We start from the raw sequence: 13,027 nt of genomic DNA on the forward strand, positions 1-13,027 counted from the left end.
GAACTTCGATGCTGCGAACGGCCATGGCGACGCGTTATGTTGTTCCGCTCCGCGAAGGCGGTTCTCTGCCTGCGATTGTCGAGGCCGATGACCTAGGCCTGTACGTGGTGAAGTTCAGAGGTGCGGGGCAAGGGATTCTGGCTCTGATTGCCGAACTATTGGCGGGCGAGATCGGGCGCGCACTGGGGTTGCGCGTGCCTGAGATCGTGCTGATGGAGATTGACGCGGCGCTGGGACGCAATGAGCCGGACTACGAGATTCGACAATTGCTGAAAGCGAGCACGGGAATCAATTTAGCGCTCGATTATCTGCCGGGTTCAACCATGTTCGATCCGGCGGCGCGGGATAAGGCTCCGGCCGATGAGGCTTCGATGATGGTGTGGTTTGACGCCTACACGCAGAACATCGATCGTACGCCGCGCAATGCGAACCTGCTGGTATGGCATCGCAAGTTGTACCCGATCGATCACGGAGCAGCGCTGTTCTTTCATCACGACTGGCCATCGCGCGAAAAGAAGATTGCCGCGCCCTTTGTCGAGATCGAGCAGCACATCCTGCTGCCGTGGGCGACGGAGATTGCGCAGGCAGCGAAGATGGCGCATGAACGTCTGACGGAGCCGGTTTTGAGCGGAATTGTTGAGCTGATACCCGATGCATGGCTCGAGACTATTCCGGGCAGTGTGGATGCCGCTGAGAGGCGTGCGGGATATCTGGAGTTCTTCACGCGGCGGCTCGAGACTTCGTCGATTTTTGAAGAGGAGGCGATCCGTGCCCAGACCCGCCTCGTTTGATTACGCGATTCTGCGCGTGGTGCCGCGCGTGGAGCGGCAGGAGTTCATCAACGCTGGGGTTGTGGCGTTCTGCCTGGAGAAGAAGTTTCTTGCCGCGAGGATTCATCTGGATGCGGAAAGGCTGAAGGCTCTATGGCCGCATGCTGATGTAGAGCTTGCACGAGAGCATCTGGAGGCCGTGCGGCGGATTTGCGAGGGCGATCCGGCGGCGGGGCCGATTGCGAAGCTTTCGCAACGAGAGCGCTTTCACTGGATCATTTCCCCGCGCAGCACGATCATCCAGCCGTCGCCGGTGCACACGGGCGTCTGCGATGGGACGGATGCATTGCTAGATCGGCTGGCCAAGCAGTTTTTAGATGTGTGCGGCTGAGTGAACTTTGAGAGCGACTGGCGAGCATCCCTGTTTTTTGATACTTCCGAGTAGGCGGTTCTACGGGCATCTGCCTGAGAAACACTGATCGACTCGGGTGACGCAAATGGGCGCTTTGGCATGAAGTCAAATTTGCGACGGACTTCAAGAGCGCGAGGTTGCGGGCGCAAGTTCCAGGGATGGTTGAGTGACTGACTCGATCAGAGGCCGCGACCGTCTGTGCTATTGAAAGCATTTGACGAGACGATTGCATCATCAGCTACGCCGGCTGAAGATCCATAAGTGACGGACTCCGTGAATGCGGAAGAGCATCTGTGGGATTGAGCCGCCGACCAGACCCGCAAGTGTTCAGGTTCCGAGTCCCGTGGCAAACACAATGCTGAATGCGAACGCACGATTGCTTTCGGTTGTCAGACTGGCAACGGCAGGAGCAAAGCAAACCGGCCAGCAACTCCACGCCATCCCTGCGATGAGCGCAAGGCCGATTTGTGCGGGCATTGATGCCACCGCCGTGCGGAAGATCGACACGAGGCGGCGACGCAATGAAGCAGAAGAGCAACAATTTCTGCAATCCGAAACGGCGGGCCAAAATGCCTACGGGTATGGTGCCGATCACGTTGCCAAGCGAAGAGGAGCGACATACCGCGGTGATCGTCTCTCTTCGGAGCGTCTGCACCGTTGCATAAGTAATCGATTCGAAACTGCTCGACTTGAGCCATCTGGCCGTATAGCCGCCTACTCGGAACTTCGCAAGATTTGCCTGCTGATCAGGTCACGGTCTCGCGTGTTTCGCCTCAAAACTGATACTCAGGCGGGGTGACTCCCTTGGCGCGCAGGTACATTTCAGCCGACGCTCGATGATGTGTCGTATGGTCGAGCATGCCCAGTAAAAACTCTGTTCCCGAGCCCTCTCCCCCCTCGTTCTTGTATGTCTTTGCCATCTGTTCAGGCGTGAGTGCTTTCACCTTGGTGATGGCATCATCGAATGACTGCCGCACAAAGGCGATCACATCCTCTTTCGACTCTGATTTTGGCTTTGCAGGATTCGGCTTTTCTTCTGAGAACGGCGCAAGGAAGTATGTGAGTCCCTGGGAAAGATGGACCAACTGCTCTGCAAAGGACATCTGCGGAGCAGTTAATTTGAATCCGTAATCTTCAGCCGGCATGGCTTCGGCCACCTTTAGAGTAAAGTCTCGCGATGTCGTCAGATGTTTCACGATGATCGATTGCATAGTCGACTGGGCAGAGACAGGAAGCGCAATGAACAAACAAATGGCCGGAATCAATGCTCGAATTGCTAAACGGCGAGGTTTACTGCATAACGCGTGTGTCGACGGCTTGTTCATGGAGATGTGTCCTTTCTGATTTATCTGCGTAGCGGAGGCTTGATGTTAAGCGAGAGATCGAACAGTTGCCAATCTCGAACTTTTGCCAAATCCGCTGCAGTTTAAACGGGCATTTTCGTTTCCGTGGGCGAGTTGTCGGCAATTGGGACACTCGCAAGAAAATAACCTCAAAGCGACTATGGCCGGTCACTCGCTACTCGGAGTTCTGAGATGGCGAAGACGAACGCTGTACGAGGCGGACATGGCTGTTTAAAGCGGCGAGTCAGTAGGTAAGGGTGGCGGTGATTGTATCGGAATAACTCCCTGGTCGGACCCATTGTCCAGCTGGAATCTGTCCGTAAACCGTGAGAGACTGAGCGACTCCGGTTCCGACGCCGAGTAGTGTATCAGTACCGACAGTGTTGCCCCAGTTAGTGGAGTATCCGGAGTTGCTGAAAAGCTTGTAGCTCAAAAGTGAAGCGGCGGGGCCGGTCATGCTGCGGTTGGTCACAGTGGCGCCGGGTGCAGCTCCAGCGCTGAGGCCGACGTTGTATGCGGCAGCTTTTGTGCAAGAGACAGAGAGGCTGGTTGAGGCATCCAGCGACGCTCCAGAGTAAGCGCCAAAATTGAGAGGGTTCGCCGCAATCGTGCACGTGGCTTGGATTTGTACAGTAACGGTGAACGATTCAGTTGCGGACGAGACTGTATCCGAATAGGTTCCCTGGGCGAAATACTGGCCAGCAGGAATCTGGCCATAAACGGTGATCGTCGCGTTGCCGGTACCTGTCGCCTCGTTACCCGTGGTATTGCCCCAATTCGTGGTGCGTGCGGCATTGGTAAACAACTCATAGCTGAGTTCCGCGCCCCCGGGACCAGTCATTTTCCGAATAGTTTCAGTGGCGCCCGCGCCGGTTCCAGCATTGAGTGGAATGTTCCATGAGCCGGCGCATATTACCGTGCCGGTGGCTGTCCCATTTAGAAGAGCGGCGTTGTACACGCCAAAATTCAATGTCGTGATGGATAGCGTGCAGCCCGTTTGCGCAGCGGCCCTTTGGGACGAACAGGCTACGATCAAGAACAAGGTCAGTTCGAGTCTCCGCATCATGGTCTCTTCTCAAGGCAACGCAATGGTCCAATCGATGGGATTTCGCCGACGATTGGCTTGTAGTCGAAGGTGACGGCGCATTGACGCCCATTCTCGCGCTCGACGGCAAGCTCATTATGCGAGGCCAGGCTTTCAACATATGCGGCGCCATCGTATCCGACGGGGAAGACGGCACCCGTTGCAAGGAGAGTGACGGATGTTCCAAGAGGCAAAGGGTGCCCACCTGCATCTACTATTTGCAGCAGCGCGGCGTGATTGACGATCACTGGGAATCTGACAACGACGCCGGAGCGATCCTGGGGTCGCATCTCGCGGGCAGCAACGTCGATCTTAACGTCCGGCGGGATGTCCGTGGGCGTGATCGCAATGTGATTGAGATCGAAAGAACGCATATCCGGTACGAGCAGGCGGCATGAGGAGCTAGTCCTGCCTACGGCGCGGTTCTCTTGGAGGACATGGACGTGCGGAACTGGTTTGGTATCGACAATGGCAAAGCTGTCATAGATGGTATTGGACGGGAACAAACCTTTGTCGACCCACGAGAGTGCGCCCTGGGATTCGATGCGCATCGTGGTTGTACCGGCGCTGTGGTCGACTCCCGCAGTGAATAGGCCTACCGGTGACTTATATTGGACCTGGCCGAATTCGTGGTTGGAATTACCGGCTGAAACGTATGCGTCGTAACCCCACTCGCCAATCAACGCCGCGGACTTTTGTGCCTGGACTTGTCCGCTTCCGTCGGAGCTCGCACTCATGCTGACGGAGCTCCGCCTGCCAAACGGGAGGGTCACACCAAATTGCACACCGTTGCTGCCGGTGCCGGCAAGGTTGTCAAACCCTGTCACGAAGACCGAGACACGATGCATTTGTCGGGAGTAGCTTGCCGAGACAACATGCGAATGCTCGGCTGTCAGGCTGCCTTGTTGGCCGGTATTGGGTGCCGCATCCTTATCGATTCCGGCATAGGCTGCGCCCAGCGAGCCAAATTTCCTGAGATAGAGACTTGAAAACGCGCTGAGCTGCTTTCTAGGTACGCCATCGCCGTTGATCGAAGCTACATCCCGATAATTCTTGTCGGCCACTATCGCTGAGCCGCCCAAGCTAAAAACCCTGCCGATCCGCTGTGCGCCTAGCGAAAGTTGGTCCCCGATACGTGCTGAAGCGGCGCTGGCGGATCCGGCGAAGTTGAGCGCGCCGAGATTGCCGATCTGCACCACTCCTCCTGCGCCTGACAAGAACGTTCCTTGAGTACCTTCTACGGTTCCCTCAACGGTGAATTTCGAGGTCAGACCGCGACGATAGATGGCATTTCCCGCAACCTTTCCATAGTCGTTGCTGAGGCTGCCCCAGTTGCGGCGCACAAGTCCGGATTGCACAGCGAAGGTTTGTAATCCGGGAGCGAGAAGAGCGGAACTGGCATAGAAAGGCTGGGTCAACGTTACTTGTTGCCCGAGTGCATTGGTCACGGTCATTGAGATTGTCCCCGCGCCAGACACGACAGGGAGTTGTGGCACCTCGAATGGTCCGGCACCTACCTGACTGGCAACCATCAAGTTGCCGTCTGCCAATATATCGACGGTCGAAGGAACGGCGGTAGATCCGGAGATTGTGGGCAGTGGAAACGTGATGAGATCCGGCCGCATGCTGAAGTCTGAGTTAATTTGCGCCCCCCCAAGGTGAAACGGGCGCGTCCATGAGAGGCCGCCAGAGATGAAGTCGCCAAGGTTATAGCGACGCAGCGAATTGACGTCAGCGAAGGTGTAGGCAGAATCAAGCCGTGTTACTGTGTTTGAGCCATGGGTGCCACTCGTCGCGCCCGCATAGCCCAGCCAGTCAGAACTTGCGATACCCAAGGGCGAAAAGGCTCGCACATCCAGCGAACCTGTGCCGCCTGCCGCGCCCCTCGAAAATGAACCAACCGCATCATAGTTCAACGTCATCCCAGTGCCGCTTTCGATCTCCCGATGCTCGGAACGCGCACTTCTTCCACTGGGCTGCAATACCGTCGGCATCAAGTGCCTTTCGCTGACGGTTATGTGCAGTTCCAGATTTTTGAGATCGAGGCTCCAAATCAAGCCAGGTATGTCGGATAAGGTAATGAGACCGCCGGGCTTCGATCCGGACGCCGTGGGAACCAGAAAGCCGAGATCGCGCAACTCATCGGGTCGCGCCATCAACTTACCGCGGCGCAATATGAACTCACCGACCTTCCCGATGGATTGACCATTGATTTGAACGTCCAGAAGCAGTGTCTCGTCCGAATTAGGGCTGGGTACTCCGTCGGTTACCCCGCTCTCAGATTTATCGTCGGCTACAGACGATAGAGGCATAATCAGCAGCAAGAGAGCGAGAAGTCCGATCAAGCTGAGCCGTGCCGCTCCGATGGCTCTGTGATCGTTGTGATCATTGCTTCGAAACAACTCTGACCTGCTCTTCGATAGCCCCGGCGATCCCTTGCGCGGTCAAATGCAAGATTTCGCCGGGCTGCGGCAGAGAACCCTGCGCAATAATGTTCCAGCGCCGGGTTACGCCGGCGAGAATATACGGAGACAGGCCCGGCGCAGATTTGAACTTGCGACCATCCTGCGTTGACAGTTCAATTTCGCGTATCGATTCATGGCGGAGACCAGTGTTCATCCCTGTTAGATAGATCTGCCCCGCATTGACTTCGACGTGAAACTGAACATTGGGAAATGTCCGAGTCGGCGGCAGCGCGAAAATCGGAATCGACAGACGCAACACGACGTGCACAATTCCTGGTTCCGCCGGGGGCGGAATTTGGTCGACCAAAATTCGATAGGTGGCTTCCGGGTCGTTACCGAGTGGCGGCAGGCGCAGAATGAGTCGCACTACTTGGCTGGATCCTGGATCAATCATGGCGATCGGCGGGCTCACTACTACTTGTTCTGAGGCTGCCAACTTATCGTCATCCCCATGCTGACTCCAGGCGTACGCACGAATCTGAACAGCTGTTTTGCTGGCGCCCTGGTTGGTCACCGTTAAGGTTGTAGCGCTCTGACCAGGCGCCAGAAAAATGTTCACAGGTTGAACCGATAATACCTGCGCCCCAGCCGCCAAACTCGTCGCGAGTACGAGAATGGCGGCCAGCGCTTCGGCAACTGCGATGCGGTGGCACAAGATCATGACTGCCCCGGTATTTGAATGCGGATAAGGTTAGTAGTTGACCGTGGCGATGATTGTGTCGGTGTACGAACCTGGCGTTACATATTGGTTGGCAGCGATTTGGCCATAGACCGTGAGCGTCTGGGCTGCTCCGCTTCCAGTTCCACCCACCCAGCTGCCAGTGGAGTTGCCCCAATTCGTGGTCATTCCGGAATTCGAGAACAATGCATAATTCAGAGTGGCAGCGCCATTCAGCATCTGACGGGTCAGTACGGTTGCACCGGATGTCTTGCCTTGATCAAGTCCAACATTGTACGGAGTGGTATTTGTGCAGGTGACCGAAATGGTGGTCGTAGCATTGTCAACCGCGCCCGTGTATGCCGCGAAGGCGAGTGCGTTCGTAGAGATAATGCAATTCGCATTCACGGTTGCATTGACGCTCATGTTGGCGGTGGCGGTGGCGGCAAAAGATGTCGGCGCGAGGCCCATCGTTAGAGCACCAATTGCGACGGTTGTTGCGATGCTCTTAATCAGATTGGAAAACTTCATTGCAATGACTCCTAAAAGAAGCTTGTTGACGATTGAGGTTTAAGGCTGCTTGACACGGGGTCAAACAGGATCAGCCGTTGGCTGAATCGGCAGATTACGAATCTTGATTGTTGCGGTTCATAACAATTCAGTGTTCATTTGCCGCCAGATAACAAAGGTTCTCCTCACGCGTTCGTAATGCGCGACGCGGATGAACGATGAGTTTTTAGGGTGATGTGTTCCTCGGCGAATTCATGCCGAGAAAATTGCAATAGCGTGAAAGAGGATTGTATTCAAAAGCTCTTGCTAAGCAACAGTCAGGAATATACCAGTGAATCTTATTAGTTATACGCTACTAGTGTAGATAAAGAGGTTACTTAGGTTTCGCGAGGTCATGCAATGCACTCTGCATATGCAGGTTGCTCTTCATGCATAGAACGAAAGCGTATTTGCTCGGGGCCTGCCTCGTTTGCTGTTTAAGCAATTGCGGGTTAGTAGATAACAGTGACGGCTATGGTGTCAGAGTAAGCGCCTGTCGTGATGAACTGTCCCGCTGGAATCTGGCCGTACACAGAGAGCGCCTGCGGTGTTCCGTTCCCTGTTCCAGCAATCGTGTCGGCGCCCACAGTCTTGCCCCAATTTACAATGCCTTTCGAATTTGAAGAGAGCGCGTAAGAGAGCAGAGCGGGGCCTGGGCCAACCATCAATCGATTATTGACCGTGGCGCCAGGGGCCAAACCAGCGCTAAGACCTACGTTGTAGGGAGTGGAGTTTGTGCAGTTAACGGATATGGCGGAAGTTGCGCTAAGGGCTGCACCCGTATAAGCTCCAAAGTTCATCGAAGATGCAGAAACCACGCAGGTGGCCTGAACCGTGGCGGAAACACCTAACGACGTGGTAGCCGTCGCGGCTTCCGCGCACTCAGGGGCCAGGTTGAATACCAAGAAACACGAAACCAAAACAGATAACGCGTGTCTCGCAGACATACCGATTGCTCCTTTGCGCAAAAAGCATCACGTAAGACCCAATCGGCAAGTTTCGCAAGAAGCTTACTTCGTGCGGGGCAAGCGAGCGAGCCTCGCCGTTACTGCGGTGCGAATCTGCCATCTCGACATTAGGTAAGGTGCCATCATTTGAGGTGAGTCCGGAATACTCCTCCATTTATGGGTAGATTCTCATCCACGATAGCTCAAGCTTTTTGAGAATGTAATCGCGCTGTTTCGTACATCAGTGTGCCTACTGCGTGCGGTCCTTTACCAGCATCTCGGCACCGTCAGTGGTATCCAGCTCAAATGGATCTCAACGACGGCAATCGAGCTACTTTGCCGAATGTCGGTAACTCGGAAGTATCCCCGGTTTTCTTTGAATTCCGGAAAACGGCAACCGAAGTTCCTTCGACTGCGCTGCTCAGGATGAGAACTCCTGCGGGCAGGCGCGAGTTTCCATCGAAGGCAACTTGTCCCGTACGGATCTTCGACGGTTCCTTCGCTTCCGAGATACGCCTGTCGCTTTTACTGTTGTGGCGTGACTAGCTGATGGGCTATCGCGAACAGGGCCAACTCAAGACGAGTGGAGACGCCGGTTTTGTCGAAGATGTTAGACAGGTGGCGCTTCACGGTTTCTTCGCTGAGGGTGAACTGCTTGGCAATATCGCGATTGCTGCAGCCTTCAACAATGCAGCCGACCACGTCGAGTTCGCGCGGAGTCAGGCCGTAGGTCTTCCGCTGCGGGGGCTGGGCCTGGCGCATGAGCTCGTGCAGTGCGGATACCAGGTTGACGACGCGCTTCCCACCGATCCAATAATCACCGGCATAGACTGTGCGGATAGAAGTGTGCAATGCGCCTGCCAGGGCATCCTTTAACACGATGCCGCGGGCGCCGATGTGCAGCGCCTCAATAATCTGCTGGGTGGTGATGGTGGAGGTAAGGAGGATGATCTTGACGGTGGGCGAGCCGTTCATGATGGCGCGCATGGCTTCAAGGCCGGGAAGGCGCGGCATCTGAACATCAAGAAGCAGGATGTCGGGTGTCTTCTCCAGGGTCTGGGTGATCGCCTCATCGCCGTCATCGGCTTCGCCTACAACTTCAAAGCCGTCACGCTCGTTGAGCATATTGCGCACGCCGATGCGCACGACAGGGTGATCGTCGGCCAATACTATGCGGATCGGTTGTTGTTCCACGAGAGCCCTATACCTCCGAAAGCCGGACTATTTGTTGCAGACAACCGAAGCCGCCCGCGTTTAAAAACTTACTTCCAGTCCTGCAGCACGTGAGCGAAGACGAGCGAACTCTACGCAGGAAATTCCTTTTCAAGCATACGCTCCAGCCTCTGGGTAGCTGAATACAACTCTAGTAATGCACGTTTGAAGTTATCCAGTTGGTCAATCCCGGACTCGCCTTCACTTTTTGTCTCGAAGATCGCTCCGAGGCGGGCTGCCTGCATACAACCGGCCATCCCGCAACCGCCTTTGATCGCGTGGCCGATACGCCGGACCTCGTCAATATTACCGGTGGCAATTGCCTTTTCCAGTGCTTCAAGGCGCTTGTGGAGATCAGTCACGACGGCGATGTAGATTTCTCGGACCGTCGACTCCGTCATGAGCTGACGAAACTGGGCGAGTGTTGTGGGATTAATCACCAGCTCTTCAGCGTCTGCGACATCCGGCTGGTCAATCTTTGGATTATGCTGGTTGAGCAGTTTTTGCAGGTCCTCGGGCGCAAACGGCTTCAGCAAAAAACCATCCGCTGCAGCGATGAGTTCGTCGGAAGGTGTAGTGCCGCTGATGAGAATGATTTCGTCCTGGCCAAACTGTCGAAGCTTCGCGATCAGTTCCGACCCGCTCAGTCCCGGTAGCTGCGTGTCTAACAACACCAGTCCCGGTCTTACCGAGCCCGCTCGGAGCATCTGCAAAGCCTCATCTCCATCTTCCGCGCTGTGCACCATGTGACCGTGCAGCGTGAGGACAGTGGCGATCACTTCCCGGCTAACCAAGTCGTCGTCAACCAAGAGAATGGTAGGAAGTTCGTTCTTTTCACCTATGCCGAGCATTTTTCTCTTTCTTTTGGCTCGTCGATTTGTCTTATTCGTCTGCGACGCCGATTTCATGGAGCCAGCCTGGCGCTTTCAGCAGTTCGCGCGGGCGGGAGCCATCAGCCTGGCCGACCAGGCCGTCACGCTCCATCAGGTCAATCAGATGGGCGGCGCGGCCATAGCCAATTCTAAGGCGACGTTGGAGCAAAGAAGTAGAGGCTTTTCCAAATTCAAAAACCAAACGTACTGCGTCGTCGAACATCGGGTCGTTGTCGTCTCCATCGTTGCTGGAGCCTTCCATGCTCTTGTTTTCGTCGCGGGGCGCCTCGAGGAAGCCTTCGACATACTCGGCCTGGCCCTGATCTTTCCAGAATGCGACTACGGCGGCAGTCTCCTTCTCGCTGACGTAGGGGGCGTGGAGACGCATCAAGCGGCTGGTTCCCGGGGGCAGGAAGAGCATGTCGCCACGGCCCAGAAGGGCTTCAGCGCCGTTGGTGTCGAGGATGGTGCGGGAGTCGACCTTGGTGGCCAGGCGGAAGCTGATGCGGGTGGGAACGTTGGCCTTGATGAGTCCGGTAATGACGTCGACGCTGGGCCTCTGTGTGGCAAGCACCAGGTGAATTCCGACCGCGCGGGCCATCTGGGCAAGACGGGTGATGGATTCTTCGACGTTGGCGCGGTCCAGCATCATGAGGTCGGCGAGCTCGTCGATGATGATGACGATGTAGGGCAGAGGCTGTTCTTCCTGCCCGTCGTCGAAGAGCGAAGGCATGGCGCCGTCGAAGAGCTTGTTGTACTGGTCGATGTTGCGAACGCTGCGGCTGGCGAGCAGCTTGAGGCGCCGCTCCATCTCGCGGACGGCGTTGCGCAGGGCGTTTGCTGCCAGCTTTGGCTCCGTAATGATCGGGGTGAAGAGGTGGGGAATCCCTTCGTACATGCCGAGTTCTACGCGTTTGGGATCAACGAGAATGAGCCGGACCTGCGATGGCGTGGTGCGATAAAGCAGGCTCATGATCATCGCATTGATGGCGACGGATTTGCCGGATCCGGTAGATCCTGCGATGAGAACGTGGGGCATCGACGCGAGATCGGCAGTAACGATGCGGCCGTTAATGTCTTTGCCCATAGCGAGGGTGAGGCGCGACTTGGCCTTGGCGAAGGTTTCGGATTCAAGCACGTCGCGCAGGTGGATGGTTTCGCGCTCGTGATTAGGAACCTGGATGCCGACTGTGCTTTTACCGGCCATACGCTCGATGAGGATGCTTTCGGCGCGCATGGCGAGGCAGAGGTCTTCTGCGAGGCCTGTAACGCGGCTGTATTTCACGCCGGCTTCGGGCTTGAACTCGTAGGTGGTGACCATAGGGCCGGGGTTGATCTGAACGACCTGGCCGGTGACATCGAATTCGGCGCACTTTTCGACCAGCACGCGGGCTTCGTCGCGGAGTTCGTCCTCGCGCACAACCTGCGGGCCGGAGCCGGAATTGAGCAGAGTACTGGGCGGAAGCTTGAATCCGCTGACGTGCTTGGGCGCTACCGTAACGGTACGTTCCTCGGCATCGGCGCGCTCGTGGATGGCGATGCTGTTAGGCGCCGGACCTTGTGCGACCGGTGAGGGCGTCGGCGCGGATGCGGGAATCGGAGCTGTCGGCGCGGGCAGCCGCATTTCAATGACGCTGCGTGCGGGCGCCGGCGGGACGGCGGAAACTGGAGCGGGATGGGGAGCGTCAGGCTTTGCGGGACTCGCGGGAACTGCTTTAGTAACGGGCGAAGCGGCGTCAGCAACAGTGCGCTCCCAAATGCTGGCGCGTCGAGGGGCGATCGGCTCTTCGGCTGCTTTGGCGGCGCGCTGGAAGGCTGGAATTTCATCAACCGGATCAGGCTCGGGAGTGGTGGCGCGCTTCTTCATGCCGAACAGCGCTGCCAGACGGCTGGTGCGGGGCGGCGGAGGTTCTTCAGTTTGAGGTTCAGGCGAGCCGGGGATGGCTCCTGAGAAGAGACGTTGCGCGGGACCGGGCTGAGTCTCTTCAACGAAACGCTCTTCCAACTCGCGTTTCCGCTCGGCTCGGTCGTCACGCCAGTTCTGATAGCGATCGTGCCAGGCAACGAGGTTGAGCCAGCGATCTTCGATCTGGGTTTTAAGCGTCCAGAAGTTGATGTTGGAGGCAAAGTAAACGCCTGCACCGGCAAATACAGCTGCAACCAGCCACGCGCCCTGCGAATTGAGGTAGACGGCGAGCGTTCCTGAGATCACCCGTCCCATTACGCCTTCGATGGGTAGGGCATGCATCCAGTGCCAATGCCAGGGAAACAATCCGAACACTGCGGGGAGGAAGATGACGGTGAGCGCGGTGCCCATCCAGCGCAGAATGGCGGAGCCGCCTGAACGCGAACGGATCCAACTCCAGCCGAGGCCTGCGATCCACAGCGGAAAAAGGAAGACCGTGATGCCGAAGGACTGGAAGAGAGCGTCGCTCAGATAGGAGCCAAACAGGCCGATCCAGTTGTGCACGGCATGCGCGGGATCTGCGCCCGAAGCGGTATTGATCGATGGATCGGCGGGGTGATAGGTGGCGAGCGCGAGGAAGAGAAGCACGGAGACGAGCGACAACAGCAGGCCGAGAAACATGTTGAGCGCCCGGTTGCGCGTCGGCGACAGAATGATCGGAATCGGCTTCATCGAAGGGACGCCTCCGCACTGGCTGGCTCGGCCGCAATCGGATTCCCCAGCGGCAGGTCCTACTTGCTGGGGTGGAA

The 13,027-nt window shown here is 56.7% G+C and carries 12 protein-coding genes; 2 read left to right on the forward strand and 10 right to left on the reverse strand.

Annotated elements, in window-relative coordinates; translation table 11 throughout:
• The first annotated feature begins 8 nt into the window (after positions 1-8).
• Together P8935_RS09190 and P8935_RS09195 are read left to right on the forward strand one after the other, a co-directional pair.
• Complete coding sequence (locus P8935_RS09190; RefSeq protein WP_348264696.1) at positions 9-791, forward strand: HipA family kinase; 783 nt, start codon at positions 9-11, stop codon at positions 789-791.
• Positions 769-1,161: a DUF3037 domain-containing protein gene (locus tag P8935_RS09195; RefSeq protein ID WP_348264697.1), complete on the forward strand. Its 393-nt coding sequence runs from the start codon at positions 769-771 to the stop codon at positions 1,159-1,161. The genes P8935_RS09190 and P8935_RS09195 overlap by 23 nt, the downstream gene beginning before the upstream one ends.
• Before the next feature lie 348 nt (positions 1,162-1,509).
• Here P8935_RS09195 and P8935_RS09200 read toward each other — a convergent pair whose 3' ends face one another.
• From P8935_RS09200 to P8935_RS09245, 10 genes are all read right to left on the reverse strand, one after another.
• Positions 1,510-1,659, reverse strand: coding sequence for a hypothetical protein (locus P8935_RS09200; protein WP_348264698.1), 150 nt, complete (start codon positions 1,657-1,659; stop codon positions 1,510-1,512).
• Positions 1,660-1,955: 296 nt separating this feature from the next.
• Positions 1,956-2,393: a DinB family protein gene (locus P8935_RS09205; protein WP_348264699.1), complete on the reverse strand. Its 438-nt coding sequence runs from the start codon at positions 2,391-2,393 to the stop codon at positions 1,956-1,958.
• A 376-nt stretch (positions 2,394-2,769) separates the two neighbouring features.
• A complete protein-coding gene (locus tag P8935_RS09210) occupies positions 2,770-3,591 on the reverse strand; it encodes a spore coat U domain-containing protein (protein WP_348264700.1) in 822 nt (273 codons plus the stop codon).
• Positions 3,588-6,011 (reverse strand): fimbria/pilus outer membrane usher protein, encoded by a 2,424-nt coding sequence (locus P8935_RS09215; protein ID WP_348264701.1) that lies wholly within the window; start codon positions 6,009-6,011, stop codon positions 3,588-3,590. The genes P8935_RS09210 and P8935_RS09215 overlap by 4 nt, the downstream gene beginning before the upstream one ends.
• Positions 5,995-6,735, reverse strand: a complete 741-nt coding sequence (locus P8935_RS09220) for a fimbria/pilus periplasmic chaperone (protein ID WP_348264702.1) — start codon at positions 6,733-6,735, stop codon at positions 5,995-5,997. Before P8935_RS09220 ends, P8935_RS09215 begins: the two co-directional genes overlap by 17 nt.
• A gap of 30 nt (positions 6,736-6,765) precedes the next feature.
• A complete protein-coding gene (locus tag P8935_RS09225; RefSeq protein ID WP_348264703.1) occupies positions 6,766-7,263 on the reverse strand; it encodes a spore coat U domain-containing protein in 498 nt (165 codons plus the stop codon).
• Between the two features lie 470 nt (positions 7,264-7,733).
• A complete protein-coding gene (locus P8935_RS09230) occupies positions 7,734-8,228 on the reverse strand; it encodes a spore coat U domain-containing protein (protein ID WP_348264704.1) in 495 nt (164 codons plus the stop codon).
• 525 nt (positions 8,229-8,753) lie between these two features.
• On the reverse strand, positions 8,754-9,422 hold the full coding sequence (locus tag P8935_RS09235; RefSeq protein ID WP_348264705.1) for a response regulator transcription factor: 669 nt from the start codon (positions 9,420-9,422) through the stop codon (positions 8,754-8,756).
• Positions 9,423-9,532: 110 nt separating this feature from the next.
• The gene (locus P8935_RS09240; RefSeq protein WP_348264706.1) at positions 9,533-10,291 is read right to left on the reverse strand and encodes a response regulator; all 759 of its coding nucleotides are present in this window, start codon (positions 10,289-10,291) and stop codon (positions 9,533-9,535) included.
• Between the two features lie 31 nt (positions 10,292-10,322).
• Entirely contained in the window at positions 10,323-12,950 is a 2,628-nt protein-coding gene (locus P8935_RS09245) for a DNA translocase FtsK (protein ID WP_348264707.1), read from the reverse strand.
• Between the last annotated feature and the right edge of the window lie 77 nt (positions 12,951-13,027).

The sequence above is a fragment of the Telmatobacter sp. DSM 110680 genome, from assembly GCF_039994875.1.
Taxonomy (GTDB): Bacteria; Acidobacteriota; Terriglobia; order Terriglobales; family Acidobacteriaceae; genus Telmatobacter.

Excerpts from the sequence above, each read along its gene's own strand:
- P8935_RS09230 (WP_348264704.1), bottom strand. The coding sequence starts at position 8,228 with ATGTCTGCGAGACACGCGTTATCTGTTTTGGTTTCGTGTTTCTTGGTA.
- P8935_RS09205 (WP_348264699.1), bottom strand. The coding sequence starts at position 2,393 with ATGCAATCGATCATCGTGAAACATCTGACGACATCGCGAGACTTTACT.
- P8935_RS09245 (WP_348264707.1), bottom strand. The coding sequence starts at position 12,950 with ATGAAGCCGATTCCGATCATTCTGTCGCCGACGCGCAACCGGGCGCTC.
- P8935_RS09210 (WP_348264700.1), bottom strand. The coding sequence starts at position 3,591 with ATGATGCGGAGACTCGAACTGACCTTGTTCTTGATCGTAGCCTGTTCG.
- P8935_RS09220 (WP_348264702.1), bottom strand. The coding sequence starts at position 6,735 with ATGATCTTGTGCCACCGCATCGCAGTTGCCGAAGCGCTGGCCGCCATT.
- P8935_RS09225 (WP_348264703.1), bottom strand. The coding sequence starts at position 7,263 with ATGAAGTTTTCCAATCTGATTAAGAGCATCGCAACAACCGTCGCAATT.
- P8935_RS09190 (WP_348264696.1), top strand. The coding sequence starts at position 9 with ATGCTGCGAACGGCCATGGCGACGCGTTATGTTGTTCCGCTCCGCGAA.
- P8935_RS09240 (WP_348264706.1), bottom strand. The coding sequence starts at position 10,291 with ATGCTCGGCATAGGTGAAAAGAACGAACTTCCTACCATTCTCTTGGTT.
- P8935_RS09200 (WP_348264698.1), bottom strand. The coding sequence starts at position 1,659 with ATGCCCGCACAAATCGGCCTTGCGCTCATCGCAGGGATGGCGTGGAGT.